General features: G+C 64.0%; 10 protein-coding genes. All 10 read left to right on the top strand.

All coding sequences use genetic code 11. The annotated features are described in order from the left end of the window. The first annotated feature begins 9 nt into the window (after positions 1 to 9). A complete protein-coding gene (locus tag KGA66_RS13655) occupies positions 10 to 1,155 on the top strand; it encodes a hypothetical protein (protein WP_211468420.1) in 1,146 nt (381 codons plus the stop codon). 160 nt (positions 1,156 to 1,315) lie between these two features. Then, positions 1,316 to 3,391, top strand: coding sequence for a GmrSD restriction endonuclease domain-containing protein (locus KGA66_RS13650; RefSeq protein WP_211468417.1), 2,076 nt, complete (start codon positions 1,316 to 1,318; stop codon positions 3,389 to 3,391). Between the two features lie 36 nt (positions 3,392 to 3,427). Next, complete coding sequence (drmD, locus tag KGA66_RS13645) at positions 3,428 to 6,670, top strand: DISARM system SNF2-like helicase DrmD (RefSeq protein WP_211468416.1); 3,243 nt, start codon at positions 3,428 to 3,430, stop codon at positions 6,668 to 6,670. Beyond that, positions 6,670 to 10,731, top strand: coding sequence for an Eco57I restriction-modification methylase domain-containing protein (locus tag KGA66_RS13640; RefSeq protein WP_211468414.1), 4,062 nt, complete (start codon positions 6,670 to 6,672; stop codon positions 10,729 to 10,731). The genes drmD and KGA66_RS13640 overlap by 1 nt, the downstream gene beginning before the upstream one ends. A 19-nt stretch (positions 10,732 to 10,750) precedes the next feature. Further along, positions 10,751 to 12,250, top strand: a complete 1,500-nt coding sequence (locus KGA66_RS13635; RefSeq protein WP_211468412.1) for a hypothetical protein — start codon at positions 10,751 to 10,753, stop codon at positions 12,248 to 12,250. Positions 12,251 to 12,357: 107 nt separating this feature from the next. Next, complete coding sequence (locus KGA66_RS13630; protein ID WP_211468410.1) at positions 12,358 to 13,248, top strand: DNA-processing protein DprA; 891 nt, start codon at positions 12,358 to 12,360, stop codon at positions 13,246 to 13,248. 8 nt (positions 13,249 to 13,256) lie between these two features. Beyond that, positions 13,257 to 14,057: a phosphoribosyltransferase gene (locus KGA66_RS13625; protein WP_211468408.1), complete on the top strand. Its 801-nt coding sequence runs from the start codon at positions 13,257 to 13,259 to the stop codon at positions 14,055 to 14,057. After that, positions 14,054 to 17,566 carry a DISARM system helicase DrmA gene (gene drmA / locus KGA66_RS13620; RefSeq protein ID WP_211468406.1) on the top strand — a complete coding sequence of 1,171 codons (3,513 nt, stop codon included), beginning with the start codon at positions 14,054 to 14,056 and terminating at the stop codon, positions 17,564 to 17,566. Before KGA66_RS13625 ends, drmA begins: the two co-directional genes overlap by 4 nt. Next, entirely contained in the window at positions 17,563 to 19,434 is a 1,872-nt protein-coding gene (gene drmB / locus KGA66_RS13615; RefSeq protein WP_211468404.1) for a DUF1998 domain-containing protein, read from the top strand. The genes drmA and drmB overlap by 4 nt, the downstream gene beginning before the upstream one ends. After that, positions 19,431 to 20,267 (top strand): DISARM system phospholipase D-like protein DrmC, encoded by an 837-nt coding sequence (gene drmC, locus KGA66_RS13610; RefSeq protein ID WP_211468402.1) that lies wholly within the window; start codon positions 19,431 to 19,433, stop codon positions 20,265 to 20,267. Before drmB ends, drmC begins: the two co-directional genes overlap by 4 nt. Positions 20,268 to 20,633: the final 366 nt, after the last annotated feature.

Genomic DNA, 20,633 nt, shown 5'->3' with positions numbered 1-20,633 from the left:
TATCAGGGTTTGACGACAGCAGGCACCGGTCACTTAAATAGCCGAGTGCTGATACAGGGGGTAGCCGGGGAGTCCGAGCAGCATCCGTCCGCCGCGCCGCTGGTCGGCTTCAGCCCGTTGGTGCGCGTCGCCCGCGCGATTCCGTGGGCACGTGTGGGGCGGGGCCGGCAGCGCGTGGCCACGTTCGCCGTGTTCGCGCTCGGCCCGGGCGCCGCGTTCTGGATCTGGTTCCTGCTCGAGGTGCGCCATAGCGTCGGCCACAACTCCCACGCCCTGGTCTACACGATGCCGCTGGCCTCGCTGTGGATCCTGCTCGGCCCGATGCTCATGCAGCAATGGGAGTTCGACCTCGAGGACCTGGTGGGCAGGCTGCGGGCGACCGCGGAAGCCGGCGGTTGGGACCTGAAAGCTGTGGAGAGCGCGGCACGCGGCGCCGATCGCGGTTACTACTGGTTCGTAGTACCCGCAACGCTCGCCGCGCCGGCGGCGTTCTGGATCGCCTATCCGCTGTATGAGTCAAGTCTGGCTTTGCGCGGGTTCGCGGAGCAGGCCACTGGTCTGGCGGTGATGCTGATCGTGGGCTTCATCAACAGCAACGGCATGTGGGCTGCATACAAATCGATTTCCGTCGTTCGGGCAGCGACCGGCAGCGCGGCGCCTGAGTGGCATCCGTTCGGCCCAAGCCGCGCGAATGGCTTGCCGGAGCTCAACCGGTTCTGCTGGTCGACGGCGGTGAAATTCAGCGTCGGCAGCGTGTTGCTGCCCTCGCTCTATGTCGTCCAGAGCCAGGTGCCGGTCGCCGCACAGGTGATCATTCTTGTGTTCGTCGCCCTGCTCGCAACTGGCGGCCTGGTGCTCTTCACTGTGCCCACCACTTGGCTGCGGAGGCTCGGGCGGGCACAGCGCCAGCGCGCCCTCGACACCCTGGCCCCGCTGCTTCAGCGCACCATGTCCGAAGCCGACGGCCTCGACGCGCAGACTCGCGCCGAACTGCAGCGCCGTTGGTACGCGCTCGACATCGCACTGCGGCTGCGCGCGGAGATAGCCGCCTTGGACCCGGTGCCGCTGCCCGGCTTAGTCACTCGCGCGGCCACCACCCTCATCCTGCCCGCACTGCTCACCGTCATGCAGATCGCTCTGACGACGGCGCTGTAATGCGGGACTGCCGAACGGATGAAAGGTTGCCGCTGCAGGCGCCCGCAAACCCCGAGTTTCACCACACCGGGCGGCCGTGCTCCTATCGTCCTACTAGTGTCGGTGCGTAGCGGTACAGTCGACACCCAGTCAGGGGTCAAACACAGGGTGGGGACGATCGATGCGCGCGGGCGAAACAACCTTGGCCGGGCTGCTGGAAGGCAAGAAGCAGTTCCAGGTGCCGCTATTCCAGCGTCCGTACTCGTGGAAGGAGCAGCAGCTCACCCAGCTCTGGAGCGACATTCTTGAACAGGCTGACCTCATTGCAGAGGGCTCCGCGGGCTCTGCCCACTTCCTCGGTTCCGTGGTGCACGCGCCCTCACCACAGCATTCGATGGGCTTTCCACATGCGCTGGTCGTCGATGGCCAGCAGCGGCTCACCACGCTCTCGCTGGCTCTCGCCGCTATCCGAGACCATGTCGCAAAGGCTGACGCCGCGTGGGCCCACGACATCTCGAACCGCTTCCTTGTCAACTCCCGTACCCAGGGATCTAACCTATTGCGCCTGGTCCCGACCCAGGTCGACCGCGCCGTGTACTCCGCGCACATCAACGGTATAGCCGCGCTCGACGACGATTCCCGAGTCGGCGCCGCCTATCGCTTCTTCCGCGCAGCGCTCGCCGCCACTGAGGACCCTGCAGACACGCACTCGATCCAGCACATTGAGGAAGCGATCACATCGCGCCTCACGCTCGTCGAGATCGCCGCAGGCACGGGGGACAACGTCTATCGGATCTTCCAGTCACTCAATAATACTGGCCTCGAACTTAGCCAGACCGACCTCGTGCGCAACTACGTGTTCATGCACCTGCCCACCCGTGGCGAGCATGTTTACGAGACACTGTGGACTCCGCTCCAGAAGAGCGTGAACGATCCGAAGCTGCTTGAAGACCTGATCTGGCTCGAACTCATCCTCTCAGGAGCCAACCGGGTGCGGCGCCAGGACGTGTACCGGGAACGGCAAGTTCGATTCGAACAGCAACCCGACACCGAAGACACATACGAGGATTGGGTCCGAGAACTGCGCAGGCGTTCCGTACACTACCTGACGCTGATCGATCCGAATCGTGAATCCGACGCCGCGGTGCGCGGCGCGCTCTGGCGCCTCCGTGCATGGGACGCGGACACTCCTGCGCCCGCGATCATGTTGTTGCTGGATCGCCGGGAGCGTGGCGAGGCAACCAGCGAGCAGGTAGCGAAGGCGCTCACGTACATCGAGAGCTTCCTGGTGCGCCGGATGATCTGCCGGGTGCCGCCCAACGGCCTCAACCGGATTTTCCAGGACCTGCCAGGTCAACTGCCTGCCGACATGCTGGTGGATGAGGGCGTGCGCAAGGTGCTCTCGGGTGAGCGGCGTTCATGGCCGGACGACGCGGAACTGCTCGACGCGATCCGCACAAAGCCGTTCTACCTGTACGGCCGCGGCCACCAGCGGCAGTTCGTGCTGCGCCGCCTGGAGGAGTCCTACGACCACCCGGAGCCGGTGGACTTCGTGACGGCGAAGCTGACCGTCGAGCATGTGCTTCCGCAGGGGGCGAGCAAGGAGTGGCTCGCAGTTCTCGCCGAGGATGCAATCGATGGGGAGACGCCGGCTGAGACCCACCGCAGGCTGGTGCACACACTCGGCAACCTGACCCTGACGGCACAGAACAGCGAGTTGTCCAACCATCCCTTCCAGCGCAAGCAGGACCTGTTCAAGGCCAGTCATCTGGAGATGAACCGGCGGATTGCGGAAGCACCCCGCTGGGGCGCCACCGAGATCGAGCAGCGGGCCAAGGTCCTGGCGCAAACCGCCTCGATCCTGTGGCCCTCGCCGGTCGCCGGAGTTGGGCGGGTAGAGCGCGGGCGTGACTGGTCGCTGCTGCATCAGGCGCTCGCGATCTTGCCACCTGGTGCATGGACCAGTTACGGCGATCTGGCCGCGCTTATCGGCTCGGCCGCGCAGCCCGTCGGAGCCCACCTTGCCCAGACGACCGGTGTCGCGAATGCGCATCGTGTCCTGACGTCCGACGGCAGGGTGTCTCCCGGGTTCCGGTGGATGGGTGAGGATCGTGGGAACGTCCTGGACATCCTGCGTGACGAGGGTGTGCGCTTCAACGGCAACGACGCCGCCGAGCCGAAGCAGCGACTCTCTGCGCCTGCGCTCGCGGCGTTGCTTGACCTGGGTGACGAGTCAATAAGTGAAAAGATGTCCTGATCAGTGTCCGGGGCGCGGGAGCGGGAGTTGACGCAGGTGAGCGCTGAACTGCTCGACGAGGCAGACGTGTTCTCGAACGATTCCAGCGTGCCGGCCGTCGGCCAGCTGGTGACGGTCCGTAATCGACAGTGGGTCGCGACCGCCGTGGAACGATCGTCGATCACGGCCGAAAAGCCGGGCAGCCCGCTGATCGCCGAGGCCCAGCACCTTGTTTCGCTGGTCAGTGTCGACAGCGATACGGGCGATGAGGAGCTGCGGGTTCTGTGGGAGCTGGAACCCGGCGCGGTGGCCCGCGAGCAGCATGTGCTGCCCTCCCCCGTCCAAGGATTCGACGACCCGGCGAAGCTCGATGCCTTCCTGGACGCGGTGCGGTGGGGTGCGGTCGCAACTGCCGACAAGACGGTCCTACAGGCGCCGTTCCGCTCCGGTGTGAAGCCTGAGGACTATCAGCTCGACCCGGTCGTGCGGGCGCTGCGGATGCCCAGGACAAATCTGCTGATCGCGGACGACGTCGGCCTCGGCAAAACGATCGAAGCCGGATTAGTGATACAGGAGCTGATGCTGCGCCATCGGGCCCGCACCATGCTGATTGTCTGTCCGGCGTCGCTAACCCTCCAGTGGCGCGACGAGATGCGCGACAAATTCGGCCTGGCTTTCCGTATTGTCGATGCGACGCTGCTCAAAGAACTACGCCGGTCACGGGGCCTGTACGCAAACCCATGGACGCATTATCCGCGGCTGATCGTGTCGATCGACTGGCTCAAACGGGACCGCCCGCTCGCGCTGCTGCGCTCGATCCTGCCCGCCACGCCCGAGTACCCGCGCGTCTTCGATCTCATGGTCGTCGACGAGGTGCACACCTGCGCTCCGTCAGGTATCGGCCAGTATGCCGTCGACTCGCAGCGCACCAGGGCGATCCGGGAGCTGGCCCCGCACACTGAACACAGGCTGTTCCTCTCGGCGACTCCGCACAATGGCTACCTAGAATCGTTCACCGCGTTGCTCGAGTTGCTCGACAACCAGCGATTCGCGCGCAACGTGCCGCCCTCGGAGGAGGCGAAGGCGCACGTCATGGTGCGTCGCCTCAAGCGGGATCTGCCGCCGGACTGGGCGGGCCGGCCCCGCTTCCCGGAACGGGACCTCGACCATCCGCTGGAGGTTTCCTACGGCGCTGATGCGCAGGCGGCGTATGCGGAACTCACCCACTACGCGCAGCTGCGCAAAGAGAGCGCCGGCACGGACAAAGCCGAGCAGGCGGCCACCGACTTCGTCGTCAAGCTGCTCAAACGCCGTTTCCTGTCGAGCCCGAAGGCGTTCGCGGAAACGGTCCAGGCGCATCTGGACACGATGACCGCACGTGAGACGCAGGAGGCCGACCAGCAGTACTCGCGCGGAGTGCGATCCATCGGTGAGCAGGTCCTCAGAACTTTGATCGAGCGTTTGGAAGAGACCGCTGAGGACGACGTGGCCTACTCCGAGGCCGCGGCTGAGGCGTTGACAGCTGCACGTCGGGTCGCGCCGCCTCTATCCGCTGCCGAGCGCGCGCTGCTGGAGAAGCTGCGTGACTGGGGCCTGAAGAACGCGGACAAGGCCGACGATAAGTTCGCGGCGTTCCTCGGCTGGCTGCGCGGAATCGTCCAGCCAGATGGAGAGCACTGGGACGGCGACCGTGTCATCGTTTTCACCGAGTACCGCGACACCCAGCGGTGGCTCTACGACCGGCTGGTCAACACCGCGCGCGTGCCGACCAATGTGATCGCACAACTCTACGGTGGCCAGGAACTCGAAGACCGTGAGGCCGTCAAGAACGTCTTCCAGGAGCCGCTGGACGCGGATCCGGTGCGGATCCTGCTCGCGACCGATTCAGCGAGCGAAGGTATCAACCTACAGAATTACTGCCATCGGGTGCTGCACTGGGAGATCCCGTGGAATCCGAACCGTCTGGAGCAGCGAAATGGACGCGTCGACCGCCACGGCCAGCGCGCCTCGAAGGTCGAAATCGTGCACTTCGTGCCCAGGAGCTGGGACCAAAACGGTGACGGTGAGGACACCGGCTTCGAGGACGGCACGATCGAGGACGCACTTGCGTTCCTCGGCGTAGCGGTGCGCAAAGTGGACCAGATCCGCACCGACCTCGGCAGCGCCGGTGAGGTGATCGCCTCGCAGGTCGAGCAGAAGATGCTCGGCCGCCGCACGAGCTGGCAGACCACCGACAAGGAGATCGCGGCCCGAGCCGGGAAGGCCGTGCTTAGGATCGAGCGAGACCTCGCGCACGATCTAGCGCAGGCACAGCAGCAACTAACCGAGTCGCGCACAGATCTACACCTGTCACCGGAGACGATCGAACGCGTCGTGCGCACGGCGCTGCGCCTCGCCCACAAGAAGGACCTGACCGACGCTGCAGCGCCGCGTGACGTGTCGGCACGCTGCTTCAAGCTTCCAGAGCTTCCCGCTTCGTGGGCGCAGGCCCGCAACGACGGCCTGCGCCACCCGGTCACCGGCAAGGAGCGACCTGTCACTTTTGACCAAGACTACGCTGGCCGCACTGACGTCGTCCTGCTTCACCTGGGCCATCGCCTCGTGGACATGTGCCTGCGACTGCTTCGCGCGGAACTATGGTCCCAGCACGGCCGCGGCGCTCGTCTGACGCGTGTCACTGCGCGCATCGTCCCCGGCGACCTACTTCGCACACCTGCTGTCATCGCACATGGCCGTGTTGTGATCACCGGCAACCGCGGCGTGCGTCTACATGAGCAGATCGTGCTCGCCGGTGGCCCCATAGAACTGGGCAGGCTCACCCAGAAGGACTCTGACACACTCGAACGATGGCTCTCCGCAGCGAATCAGTCCGTACCACCTGAACAGCTGCTCTCCCAGTTCGTCGACCTATGGCCGGTGCTGGAAAAACCGCTCGGCAAAGCACTCGCCACAGAGTCCAATCGCGTCGTCCGCAAGGAGAGCAAGATCCTCGACAGGCGATGCGAGGAGGACGTCACCGCCATGCGCGCAGTACTCACCGAACTGGAACGCTCCATCAGGGCCAAGCTCGACGATCGTCCGTACTGGGAGCAGGGCAGCCTCTTCACCGTCGACGACCAGCGCGAGCAGCTCAAGAGCGACCGAGTTGAGCTCGCCAAACGGCTGGATGCGATCCCGGCGCAACTGGAGACCGAGACCGCCGCGCTACGTCACCGCTACGCCGACCCGGTCGCTCGCCGTTTCCCCGTCGCGGTCACGTTCCTCGTCCCCGCTTCCCTTGCCACGCACGGAGCCGCCTGATGCCCCCGCGCGCCCGCGCCACCGTGTCGACGCTGCAGAACACCATCGACCAGCACGCCGAGTGGCTGAACCTACTGCGCCCTGACGGCCCCTTCATCTCCGCGAAATTCCTCGCGGACGCTTTCCCACAGGGTCTCGACACCGTCGAGACGCCATTGCGTACTCGGCTGCGGCAGGCGTGGGCGGAGCTTGAGGCTGACCCGGCGACGCTGAACCGCGCTTGGCAGCACCTGGTTCTCGACGAAGTGCTTGGCTACCGAGGCCAGGCGCTTCGCCAAGGCTCGATGCTTCCCCGGGAACTCACCGCCGGTGCCAACGCAGACGGCGGAACGGCTCCCGACGCGGTCCTCATGGGGCCGGCCGACCCGGCCACGGGTATGTCCGGACTGGCCGAACGGGCACTGATCTACCGCCGCCCCTGGAACGAGTCACTGACCCGCGCCGCCAAGGGCCTGCCGTCGCTCGCAGAGCAGGCCGCGCAGCTGTGCCGACGCCGCGCCATCCCGATTGCGCTGCTCACCAACGGCCGACTGTGGACCCTCGTGCATGCCCGCTCGAAGGAGCCGGCCACGGTCGCCGAGTTCGACGCTGACACATGGTTCGACGAGCCGATGATCCTACGCGCGTTCGTCTCATTGCTCGGCAGTAGGCATGCCGCCGCTTCCCCGAGAAATCGCGACGGCACGGACACAGACTCGCTCGCCGCGCTCTTCGCCAAGACCGCCGAAGACACCACCAGCGTCACCAAGACCCTCGGGCGCCAGGTCCGCGAAGCCGTCCAACTGCTGGTCGCGGAACTCTCCCGTCTTGACCGGGATTCATATGGCCAGATGCTCGCGGGCGTCGAGCCGCGCACCATCTACCGAGGCGCGCTGACCGTCATGATGCGCGTGGTGTTCCTGCTGTATGCGGAGGAGCAGAACCTCCTGCCGCTCGGGGACGAACTGTATGCGGACTCCTATTCGATCATGAATCTGTACGAACGACTAGACCTAGGCGACGGCGCCATCGCCGACCGCTGGCAGGCCGCCTGGCCAGCACTGCTGGCCACCTTCCGCGCCGTACACGGCGGCGCGCGGCACCCGGACATGTGGATCCCCGCCTACGGAGGTTCGCTCTTCGACCCGACCCGATTTCCCTGGCTGGAGAGCGTTGCGATCACCGACCGGGTCGTGTTCGCAATTCTCGACGCGCTCATCAAACTGAAGCGGACCAACGGGGATACCGTCACGTCGACGGAGCGATTGTCGTACAAGGGCTTGGACGTCGAGCAGATCGGGCACGTCTACGAGGGCCTACTCGAATACTCTGCGGTCCGGCTCGACGAGACCCACCTCGCGCTCAAGGGCAAGAAGCAGGCCGAAGCCAGCCTGGCCGCCCTAGAAGCGTGGCAAGTCGCTGGCAAACTTGACACGGAAGTTCGTGCGCTCGCCGGATTGACAGCACCGCAATACGCCAGGGCGCTTGCGATCCAGCCGACCGGCGCCGATACTGCGATGCTCGACGCGGCCTGCGACAACAAGGCGGAAATTGCAGCCCGCGTCCTACCGTATTTCGGGTTGCTGCGCGTCGATCTTCGCGGCGAACCGATCGTGCACCCGGCCGGAACGGTAATCATCGCGCAGGTGGGAGACCGCCGCGATACGGGGACGCACTACACACCCCGAGCACTCGCCGAAGAGATCGTGGTACACACGCTCGATCCGCTGTGCTTCTCGCCCGGCTCCCCGGATGGTCTTCCGCGGAACGCGGACGGAACGCAGCCAACTGAATGGTCCGTGCGCCCGGCCGAGGAACTACTCGCGCTCAAGGTTCTGGACCCGGCAATGGGTTCGGGCGCGTTCCTTGTCTCCGCCTGCCGGTATCTGTCTGAACGCGTCGTTGAGGCATGGGACCGAGACGGCTTGCCACGCGCGATCGACGACCGGCTCGGCGACCAGCGTGACGATCACGACGCGCGCCTGCTGGAGGCGCGCCGCATGGTGGCAGATCGATGCCTGTACGGGGTCGATATCGACGAGATGGCTGTCGAGCTCGCGAAGCTCTCATTGTGGATCGTAACGCTCGCGAAGGGCCGGCCTTTCAACTTCGTAGACCACGCATTACGCTGTGGCGACTCGCTAATCGGGTGCCTCACATCCGAACAGATCGAGGCGTTCCACCTGAAGCCCGCCGAAGGCCGCAGGCTGAACCACCGGCTGTCCGGCGAGATCGACAAAGTCACTGGGCCGCTGTTGTTGCGCGCAGCTGAGCTTCGTCGCCAGATCGAAGAGCACGAAGTCTTCGACATTCGCGACGCACGCGAGAAGGCTGCAAAGCTTGAGGAGGCCGACGCGCTGACTGAGCGACTGCGACTCTCTGCGGATGCCGTCGTGGGTGCAAAGCTCTCTACTGCATCGCTCAAGTCAGCAGACGCCTATAATGACCGCCTCGCCTCTATCGCGGATCTCGTTGAGAAGGCGCTAGGGGGGGATGTAGGCGCGGAGACCGCGGCGCGGAGGATCATCGATGGCTGGCTTCGCGGCCCACGTGAACGCCCGCGCGAAGCCCCACTGCGCCCGCTGCACTGGCCACTCGAATTCCCAGAGATCGTCGCCGACCCGCGCCGAGGCGAGCACCGCTTTGACGCCGTTGTCAGCAACCCACCGTTCATCGCGGGTACCGATATCGGCGGCAGAATTGGTAAGGACAGGCTGAGCTACATCGGCCAGGTGGTCGCCAATGGCTTCACATCTGGAGGTCGGGCCGACCTGTGCACGTATTTCTTATTACGCAATCTTAAAATTGCCCCAGCGCAGCGTACTGGAATCATTGCAGTCAATACGATCGCGCAGAATGATTCGAAAGAAGTGGGCCTTGACCGGATCGCTGCTCGCGGCTGGAGAATTTTTCGGGCAACCAAATCTCAACCCTGGCCTGGCGTAGCAAGCGTATATGTATCGCTAGTATGGTTGGGGAAACAAGGCACTGGCGAGAAAACTATCCTTGATGGCAAAGTGGTCGAGTCTATCTCCTCCAACTTGACTAGGCCTACGCGCGTGCCAGGTGCGCCTCATGGGCTAGCTGCCAATGCAGGAAAAGCTCCTAATGGATACCAAGTGCGCTCAACATTTGTGATTGACGCCGCACAGGCCCACGAACTCTTTGCGGCGGACAGTAAAAATAGGAGGGTCGTACTCCCATATCTGATTAATGATAATGTCAACAGCAACCCTAACTGCTCAGGAGACGAGTTCGCGATTGACTTTAACGATATGTCCATCGACGCAGCCAAAGAATTTCCTGACGTCTTCTCTCTTCTAGAGAGGAGAGTCCAACCGTCTCAAGACGACAGGAACCGTGCAGCTTCACGTTGGTGGCAACACCATCGCAGGCGCCCAGAGTTGCGCAAAGCGATCGCAGAGTTCCCTCGGGTCTTAGTCATCGGCCGCCATAGCAAGTATGGGTTGCCGTGTCTCGTTCCGAATGGGCAAGTATATTCCGATTCACTAGTCGTCTTCTGCGACCCAGACCAGATGGGACAGCTCGCGCTGCTCACGAGCACGTGGCACTTCAACTGGTGGACGGTTAAGGGCGAGTCGACACTCGAGGATCGACTTCGCTACACCCCTTCCGATGGATTCGACACATTTGCACGGCCAGAGTTGACACCGCGCATCAATATGGCTGGTGAAGCCCTCGATGACTTCCGCCGTAAGGTCCAGCTTGATTGCGATCTTGGCATGACCGATCTCTACAACGAGGTCCATAACCGGATCAATCAAGATGCCGCCATTCAACGTCTGCGTGAGATCCACGTCGAGATTGACGAAGCCGTCTCGGAGGCATACCTCCTAGACCCCCTCGCCAAGCACTTCAACTGGACACCGCTCGATCTGAACTACGGCTTCCACGAGACAACCCACGGTCTGCGATGGACCGTTGACCCCGACATCCAGGTTGAGATGAACGACCGCCTCCTCGAACTCAACCACGCCCGCTATGAGGACGAGGTCCGCCGCGGCCTGCACAGTAAAGGTGGGAAGAAGAACTCTGGCCCTCAGGAAGACTCCCTGTTCTGACCGAGGAGCGTGAAAAATCATGGCGCTGTTGAAGTTCGAGGATTCCTCGCACGCCGCCTCGAAGGCGGCAGATTGGCCGGACCTGGGCACGGTCGATTCACGGGGTGCTCGGCTCTTCGATGCGCGACCGGCCTATCGGCGACTTACCGTCGTCGCAGACGCCGAGCTAGTAGACGCAGTGGACAGCGACCCGTGGTCTCCAAAATACCTGCTCAACGGTCTGCTTACACACAACTTCGTCACGCTTTATCGATACGCCGACGATGGTCCCCCGGGAAACGTGCCGTGGCATGTGTTTCCCAATGGCGCAAAACATCCGCTTGGCTGGGTGCTCGCTGATGTCCAGGCGGCACACCAGGTGCGCAATATCATATATACAAATTCACCTCATTCTTTTACGTACACGGGAATTACTGGTAACCGAGTAGAAGCCGCTGAGCGGGACGTTAGCTCGACCGCCTACCGTTCGTTGCCTTCCGACGAGGCCCGTCGTCGCCGTGAGGCCGATGCCATTGCCGTGCTGGCCGCTGAGTGTGTGCAGGCCGACCTCTTCATTACCGAGCGTCCTTACCTGTTCGAGAACTCTGTAAGCAAGCAGCACGGAGTGACTGTTTGCTCGCTAGCCGATGCATTAGCGCTTGTCGGGCTCTACTTGAGAGCACAGAGTCAGTACGTGCTGATCCAGTCGCCGTCAGGAACATTCCCACTCGTGGGCAGTAAGCTCGGGTATTTCTGGGTGGGCGCTCGTGAGCTGTTGCCGGAGGTGTGGCGGTGGGGCGCAGCATTTGGACAGATCAAGAATGACGAGCTCCAGGGTTTGGCTCTTTCGGCTATTGAGCGCATTCGGAGAGCATTGATCAAGCGGGATGAGCTGAACATCTCGCTGCAGTCCTACCACGGCAACAATGCCGTGAGTGAAGTGATTACAGCGCTCGACGAACTGCTGGTTGGGTGCATGGGAGCGATCGACGTCACAGCTCGTGTCGCTCACGACGTGCTTGGAGTCTCAGGCAGGTCGAGCAACGCAGGTTGGCAGCGCTCTGGCTGGCTTCGGGACGTCGCGAGGGCCAACCAGTCGGTGGCCGACCTCGTCCAGCCTGGCGGCCATCAGGCGCATGTACTGAAGATCTTGACCGCGATGCGCAACACGGTTCATGCCGAGGTGCTTCAGGGAGCGATGCACCAGTCTGGCGATGGTTCACAGGAGCCGCTGGTCCGCCTGCCACCAGGCGAAGCGCAGGACATCGTCACCGCGATGGACGCGACGGGCGGGCGGGCCCATTGGGGTGTCAAGCAGGAGATCCAGTACGCCTCCTACGTCGATCCCCAACGCTTTGTTGAAGCGGCGTTGCCAGCGGTCATTGCGCTGCTCAACCTGATCATGAAGACTGTGCCGGTCGACAAGATGCCAGGCGTGCACCTGGCACCACAGGATTGTCTTCCACCAGCCGGGGACTCGTGGCAGAACTCCTTCGCTGAGCAGAAGCGGCAGAGCATCCGATGGCAACTGGGCCTCTAGCTTGAAGGTTGAACTCTCCAGGTAGACACTCCGTGCACTGTAAGCAAGTCCGCTAGTTGTCGTTGAACTCACAGTGACAGAAAATTTGTTCGATGTAGGGTGGTCCTATGATCAGCGTCGAGGAGCAGGCAGCGGTGGTCGCGCTGGTGCGACGCGGCGGCGCGCCTTGGCCCGAGATCGCCGAGCAGATCGCCGCGAAGGGCTCGGCCCTTGCGCTGATGAAGGAGGGGCTTGGCGAGGATAGGCAGGAAGCGCTCTTCGAAGTCCAGAATGACTCGAAGGAGCTCGATGCGGCGATCAATGACGTCCGTGCCTGGCAGAGCGAAGGCATGCGTCTGCTGACGGTTCTCGATCCGGACTATCCACTTAACCTGCGCCTCGTCCACCAGCAGCCCCCGTTCCTCTTCGCTCGCGGAGCTGTGACCGATGACGAACTGTCGGTCGCAGTCGTCGGTACGAGGCACCCAAGTGACCGAGGGGTTTACTACGCGACAGAGATTGCTCGGGGACTCGCTGAGCGTGGTGTAACGGTCGCTAGCGGACTAGCGCAAGGAATCGACACGGCGGCGCACACCGCGGCCCTCGCCGTCGGTGGGCGAACAGTTGCCGTGATCGGGACCGGGTTGCGTCGCTCCTATCCTGCGCAGAACGCCGGCCTTCAACATCAAATCGCCAACGAAGGGCTGGTGCTCTCACAATTCTGGCCGGACGCACCGCCCACCAAGCACAGCTTTCCGATGCGCAACGCAATTATGAGCGGATACTGTCTAGCAACGGTGGTGATCGAAGCGCTGGAACGGAGCGGTGCCCGCATGCAAGCCCGCCTCGCACTGGAACATGGCCGCCACGTCTTCCTCATGCGCTCACTCCTCGAACATGAATGGGCTCGCAACTATGCGAGTCGCCCGAACACCACGGTGATCGACAACGCGCAGCAGGTCTTCGACGAGCTTGAGAGCCTCCGGCCCGTCGTGACGGACGAGCTGACCTGGGCCTGATCTGATTCATGGCTACAGTCGCAGAGCTCACCGAGCCGTACGGAAGCTTCCTGATCCACCCGCTGAAGGCTGGGACAGGTGCATGTGCCGTATGCCGGACTGCGGTATCTGGGACCTACCCGCGGTGCTACCCATGCAACGAGGCGGCCAAGACCGCCGGTGCGCAGCTCGCTGACGTCGTCGTACCGATCAGCATCGCAGTTAAGGGCGAGCAACTCGCGACAGAGCTCTGGCGCTACAAGAACCAGTATGACCAGCACGCTCGCGCAGTGCTGCAGCTACGCCTCGCCGCCGTGCTCTGGCGCTTTCTCGATGGCCACGAGGCCTGCGTCGCGGACAGTGCGGGAGTACCCCAGTTCGACTACGTCACGGTGGTGCCCAGCACAAGCGGACGTGATGACCATCCATTGCGAGAGATCGTAGGCAAGATCGTCGGCCCAACCCGTGATCGGTACGCCGACCTTCTCATATCGAACCCCGAGCTTCCTCCGGATCGCGGCGTGCATCCCGACCGCTTTCTGCCCAATGAGGATGTGGACGTCACCGATGCCGCAGTCCTGTTGATCGACGACACCTGGACACAGGGCGGGCACGCGCAGAGTGCTGCCTGGACCCTGAAACAGGCCGGAGCGACACGCGTCGCAGTCGTCGTGATCGGCAGGCACTTCGATCCCTCCTTCCGCGATAACTCCAAATATCTGAAGGCAGCGCGAAGTGCCGGCTTCTCCTGGGACCAGTGCTGTGTCCACACCGCAGGGCCGTGGAAACGCCCGGTTGTCCCCACCGCGCCCTATCGTGGTGACCCATGAGCGACGACCTGCTGTCCATGAGCGCCGCGGACCCCATTCTGACCGTGCCCAGCGCGGGGGAGGTACGCGACGAGCTCGCTGACCTGGTCGTCAAGGATTTACTGGGACCGGTGGGGGGCGAGACCGAGGAAGTCCCTGATTCCCCTACCGATTGGTACGTACTAGGACGACTGGCGCCCAACGGCACTGCGATCATTCCCGAAGAGCAGGACGCCACCTTGGGGGACACCGAGGCTCCGGCGGCCGACGAGGGCTCGCTCGACGCGAACGCGCCGAATGTGCCGAGCCTTAGTCCGTCCTCGATCGGGTTCACCGCCCGTGTACGCGGCGACGCCGACCAGCTTGAGGTGGGCGCCAAGTGGGGACGCTATGTGCGCGGAGAATCGAGCGACCCGACCATCAACCGACCCGTTTGGATACGCAAACCGCACTCGGGCGGCACTGCCGTCAAGCTCGTGGAAGGATCTATCGCACCGGTTGAGCTTTCTGCCGACGATAAGAAGGTTGTCGTGCGCGGCCGCGTGCGGCGTTATGAGGGCGACTGGCTTGTCACGCTTTTTCTTGTAAACACCACGGAAGCAGATTCCAGCGCGGCAAGCCAATGGGTGTTTCAGGCCGAGTTGTGGGCGACCGGTGCGAATGGCGCGGCGGCGTTCCTTCCCCGGCACACGCCAGGCTCGGGCGGCGATGCCAACGACAGAGCCGAGCAGCAGACGCTGGCGATGGCTTACCGGTTCAGCCCTGAATTCGCCGTCGGACACGGGAGCGGCGTCCGGGCTACGGCGGCAGACGGCAATCCTATGGTGGCTCTCGAGGTCCGGTCGATGACGGTGCCCTGGTATGACGTACCGCAGACTGACGCGCCGTCCTACAAGGACGACGCCGACCTGCCCGAACTTGCTGATCTACTCACTGACATGAAGCTGCTCGCGGAGAGTAGTGCCGCAGAGCTGCGGACATCCCTCCTGCCGCTGGTCGAGGGATATCGGGCATGGATCGAGCGGGCCGCGGCGCGGATCGGGCAAGACGGGCAGCACCTCGGCGACTACGAGGATGAGGCACGCGACGCACTGGACGAAGCGCGAATCGCAGCGAACCGGATCGAAGAGGGTATCGACCTTCTGGCGGATGACGACGCGCTAGCTGCGTTCCGGTTCGCGAACAGTGCTATGCACCTGCAACGCATTCACACGCGAGCGGCGGCGCGCAGGCGCCGCGACAACGCGCTCGACATTGCCGAGGTAGTGGGCCAGGAGGACACGCCCGAAAACCGGTCCTGGCGACCGTTCCAGCTTGCCTTCCTACTGCTCAACCTCCCGGCCTTGACCGCACCAGCGCATCCAGAACGTGCGACCGGACCCGACGCATATGCGGATTTGCTGTGGTTCCCGACCGGTGGCGGAAAGACCGAGGCGTACCTCGGCTTGACGGCCTATACGCTCGCGATCAGGCGGCGGCGACCAGACCTCGGCGGCTACGACGCGAGCAATGGTGTCGCCGTCCTGATGCGCTACACCTTGCGGCTACTGACGATCCAACAGTTCCAACGTGCCGCGGCGCTGATCTGCGCCTGCGAGGAGCTGCGTCGCCGGGACGAGCAACAGTGGGGCTCGGTGCCGTTCCGCATCGGCCTCTGGGTGGGCGGCAAGGTATCGCCAAACACGACTGACGACGCTCAAGCCTGGGTTGCCGACGAGCGCCGGGCCGGCGGTCGGCCGAGCCGCCGTGCAGGCTCCCCGTACCAGCTTCCGAACTGCCCGTGGTGTGGGACAAGAATCGAAAAGGGGCGCGACATCGACGTCGACCCGATCGCTCGACGTACCTTCACCCGATGCCCAGACCTGCTGTCCTGCCCGTTCGGCGGCGCCGACCCTGGTGGTGAAGGCCTTCCTGTCGTTGTGGTCGATGAAGAGATCTACCGGCTCTTGCCAGCGCTGGTCATTGCGACTGTCGATAAGTTCGCGCAACTCGCTTGGAACGGGCGTACCCAGGCACTGTTCGGTCGGGCCGTACAGCACTGTTCACGCCATGGGTACGTCACACCGCAAATCGCCGATGAGGAATGGGAAGCCCGCAGCCACCAGGCCCAGGGACGCCATCCCGCGGCGGCGACCACCCCCGCGGCGGCTGTGCGACCACCTGACCTGATCGTCCAGGACGAACTACACCTAATCTCCGGCCCTCTGGGTTCTTTGACCGGGCTGTATGAGGCTGCAGTCGACCGGCTTGCCACATGGGAGTTCGCGCCGGGCCGCTCCGCGCGGCCAAAGGTGATCGCCTCGACCGCGACTGTGCGCCGGGCCGGGAGGCAGATCCACGCCTTGTTCGACCGGCGCACTCACGTGTTCCCCCCGCAGGGCCTCGAAGTCGGCGATAACTTCTTCGCCCGGCAGCGGCCCACCAGCACCCACCCGGGCCGTCGCTACGTCGGAATCTGTGCGCAGGGTGTGCGCACCAAGTCCACCATGATCCGCGTGTACGTAGCCGTACTCGGCGCAGCCCAGAAGCTACACGAGAAGTACGGCCGCCATCCGGTGACCGACCCGTTCATGACGCTTGTCGGATACTTCAACAGTCTGCGCGAACTCGGCGGCATGCGCCGTTCGGTCGAGGACGATGTCTCCACCCGCCTGGGCCGCATTGCCGAACGCGGACTGACCGCGCGCTACGACCCGCGGTTGGAAGAGCTCACCTCACGGCTCACCTCAGACAAGATCCCCGACATCCTCGAGCAGCTGGAACGCACTTTCCCCGCGGGCCGCGGTACACCGAAGCCGATCGACGTACTGCTGGCCACGAACATGATCGCGGTAGGGGTCGACGTGTCGCGGCTTGGCGTGATGGTAGTCGCGAACCAGCCGAAGTCCAGCGCAGAATACATTCAGGCAACCAGCCGTGTCGGCCGGGCCGCACCGGGTCTGGTGTTCACGGTGTTCAACTGGGCCAGACCGCGGGATTTATCACACTACGAGACATTCGAGCATTTCCATACTACCGCGTATCGGCACGTCGAGGCGCTGTCAGTGACGCCGTTCGCGGAGCGCGCAATCGATCGGGGGCTGACCGGGGTGCTCGTGTCACTGGCACGCAACCTGGAGTCTGACGACAATGGTAACCTCGGTGCGCAGACCTTTGACACGCGCGGTCGTACTGCGGACCACATCGTGCGCTACCTCGAACGCCGCGCCGGTGACGTCGCGACCGAGCGAGCTATAGCGACTCGAGTGCGCGAAGAGCTCGACAGCCTCCTCAGTTTGTGGGCACGCGAACAGCGGCGACCAGCCAGCCGGCTCGCATTCGACGTCAAGCGCAGCACCGACGACATCGTCTGCCTCCTGCACCGTCCGGATTCTGGAGCGTGGCGCCGCACCACTTGCCCCACGTCGCTGCGAGAGGTGGAACCTGGGATCCGTCTCGTTCTGAAAGCCAGCCCAGGACAATCGCACGACGACGATGAGCACCCGTACATCCCGCGTCCCGACGGCGGCAGTGAAGGCGACGGATCGTGACTGTCACGGCGGATCGTGCCCGCGCAGCCTCTGACCTGCGGGTTGGGGAGCTGCGCCCGAGTCAGTTGCTACACACCTACGGAATCGGCGCAATTGCGGATCTACCGAACTTGTCGGTGATGGTGCTTGGGCTCGACGACTGGGATCTCGACCACGCCGCCGTGATCCCGGAAGATCGACTGCTCACTGCGATCCGCAGCAAACTCGGTCGTCAAGTGCAAAACCTGCGGATGCCGCCGTATGTCCCGGAGGACCCAAGCGATTTTGCCGGAAATTGGACCCGGATCGGCGCACCGGTTGCCGTGTTCCCCAACTGGTTGCGGTGTTCCGACAACCGATGCAACCGGCTCGCCCCCGTCGACTCAGGCCTCTTCGACCTGGTGCCCAACGCTTTCGCCCCGGACCAGACTCGATACGTGCACAACTGCCGCGGCACCGGCCGGTCGCGGCCGACCGCGGTGCCTGCCCGGTTCGTGATGGCCTGCCCAGCCGGGCACGTCGACGACTTCCCCTGGATGTACTTCGTGCACCGAGGCGCTCCACATGGCACAGACCACACGCTGCGCCTGCTCGAACGCGGCACCACAGGCGAGGCGGCGAGCATCTTTGTTCAATGCTCCTGCGACGTCAACCCTCGATCCATGGCCGAGGCCATGGGCCAGCGCGGCGAGCGCGTCCTGCCCGCATGCCGTGGCCGCCACCCTCACCTCGGAGTCTTTGAACCCTGCGACGAGCAGAGCAGGACTATGGCCCTGGGTGCCACGAACGGCTGGTTCGCGATGCAACTGCGGGTCTTCAGCGTCCCCCGCGCTGAAGACCCCGTGGACAGCGCTGTCTCCGAACACTGGGCGGGTCTGCGAGTGCTGGCCGAGCTCCCGAAGGACAGCGCACGCTTGGTGCTGCCGACTCAGGTGATGTGGCCGCAGCTCGAACGATTCGGCGTTGACGCGGTATGGCAGGCCATCACGCGGCTGTACAACGCCGGCGGGGCAGCGCCATCAGTCGAACCGGATGTCCTGGACATTGCGGGACCAGAGTGGCAGGCATTCACTGGGCCCACCCTGGATCATCCCGACTTCAGTACCAGCAACGAGCCAGTACCGCCCGCACATACGGCCTGGCTCACCCAAGTACGCCTGGTCAAGCGGCTGCGGGAAGTCGCAGCGCTATACGGATTCAGTCGTATCGATGCACCCGAGTGGGGCGTCGCAACTGGTGGTGGATCGGTACGCGAGGAGAATCGCGCACCACTGTCTCCGGAGCCGCCTACCTGGGTGCCTTGCGCGGAGACGCGCGGTGAAGGGATCTTCCTGCGTTTCGACGAGCACCGGATCGCCGAGTGGGAACGGGACCCAGCCGTCCGACGCAGAGAAGCGCACCTCAAGCGGGCACACGAGCTCTGGTGCGCTCAACGCGGAGTCGAACCGCACTGGCCAGGCACGCGCTACGTGCTGCTGCATACCTTCTCCCACGTCCTGATTCGGGAATTCGCCCTCGAATGCGGATACGGTGCGGCCGGGATTGCGGAGCGGGTCTATGCACGCTCAGGGGACGAGCCGATGGCCGGGATTCTGCTGTACACCGCCGCGCCCGACAGCGAAGGCACACTCGGCGGACTGGTCACATTGGGCAGACAAGACCGGCTCGGTGCACTTGTCGACCAGGCACTCGACGCAGCCAGGCTGTGCGGCTCCGATCCGCTGTGCGCGGAGCACAATCCGACGATTCACGGCCGCTTGCACGGCGCAGCCTGCCACGCCTGCCTCTTCGCCGCTGAAACCTCCTGCGAACGCGGCAACCACTTCCTGGACCGCGAGGTGCTGGTCGAGACGCTCAGCGGACGTCCAGGCGGATTCTTCGGAACGTGACTATCTCCGGCGCTAAGGCGGGAAACCCACCGTCGCTCGCGGCTGCTATCGCGTCGCTGGCGGCTGACCTGCCAACGACGTATCGCGCCGCCTGGATCAGGGTTCTTCAAACAATCACGACGCCCGACGACCTGACTGCATCCAGACTGATTGCAGCGCACCCAGGAGCGGGGCTTGGTCCACGCGCAACGCTGCTGCTGGCCGCGTGGATGGCGACTGACCCGCTGCCCTCAGGACAGGCAGTGGCACTTGCCCTCGACTCGGCAGGAACCCGCTACGAGCATGACATTGCGATGAGTCGAGTCGACGTGGCCGTCTCGGGACCAGTTACCGACGCTGTCCCCGTCCGATTGACCGCGTCGGTCGCGGTCGACGTCATCCGTGCCGCGAAGCGGACGCTCCTCATCGTCAGCTACGCGGCGTTCGGCGTCCACGAGATCGAGCGCGAGATCATGGCTGCTGCCAACCGCGGTATCCGAGTCGATCTGGTCATCGAGACGGCCGTCGCCTCAGGCGGTCTATTGCACGGCTCAGCCGATGGTCGCGCCACCTTCCGGGACCTGCGGTTCCATCCCGACGTCCATTTGTGGCAGTGGAATCCAGAGCGCCGAGTCGGGCCCGGCGGACGCCGCGGAGCGATGCACGCCAAATTCATCGCAGCCGACCGGACGGCAGCGATGCTCGGCAGCGCGAACCTCACCGACAGCGCCCATACCGACAATTTGGAGATCGGTGTCGTGATCCACGATCCGGCGGCCGTCGGTCGCATCGTGGACCACTTCGCCGCGCTGATGCGCAAGGATGCCAAAGCGCTGTCCTTGTTGCCATGGTAGGAGGGCAGAGCGAAGGCAAAGTCGTTTGATCCCGGGCGGGATGCGGCGAGGAGCGGCAGGATCCTGGTTCGCTCGGCTGCGATATGTTCCAGTGTGCGTTTGATCTCGGTGACACCCGCGAGTCGGATCAGCCCGATCGCAAGATTGCGGAACATGGGGGTCAGTGCCTTAACTGGGTGCTCCAGTGCTGACGCAGCATGGTGACCAGGAGCCGGGCCTCGGCGGCGTAGGCCGACATGGGGTTCACTTCCGGCATCTACCGTCGAGCAGCAGGCGTGAGTCCCGCACACGCCAATCATTTCCCCAAAGGTCCGCACAACGGCCCTAGCCCCAACGACTGATCTAAACCGACAGTCTCAATCCCGA

It is taken from the genome of Actinocrinis puniceicyclus, from assembly GCF_018283645.1.
Taxonomy (GTDB): Bacteria; Actinomycetota; Actinomycetes; order Streptomycetales; family Catenulisporaceae; genus Actinocrinis; species Actinocrinis puniceicyclus.
Note: the sequence above shows the minus strand (reverse complement) of the source record. Positions and strands in the feature narration are given on the sequence as shown.

Excerpts from the sequence above, each read along its gene's own strand:
- KGA66_RS13650 (WP_211468417.1), top strand. The coding sequence starts at position 1,316 with ATGCGCGCGGGCGAAACAACCTTGGCCGGGCTGCTGGAAGGCAAGAAG.
- KGA66_RS13640 (WP_211468414.1), top strand. The coding sequence starts at position 6,670 with ATGCCCCCGCGCGCCCGCGCCACCGTGTCGACGCTGCAGAACACCATC.
- KGA66_RS13635 (WP_211468412.1), top strand. The coding sequence starts at position 10,751 with ATGGCGCTGTTGAAGTTCGAGGATTCCTCGCACGCCGCCTCGAAGGCG.
- KGA66_RS13630 (WP_211468410.1), top strand. The coding sequence starts at position 12,358 with ATGATCAGCGTCGAGGAGCAGGCAGCGGTGGTCGCGCTGGTGCGACGC.
- KGA66_RS13625 (WP_211468408.1), top strand. The coding sequence starts at position 13,257 with ATGGCTACAGTCGCAGAGCTCACCGAGCCGTACGGAAGCTTCCTGATC.
- drmA (WP_211468406.1), top strand. The coding sequence starts at position 14,054 with ATGAGCGACGACCTGCTGTCCATGAGCGCCGCGGACCCCATTCTGACC.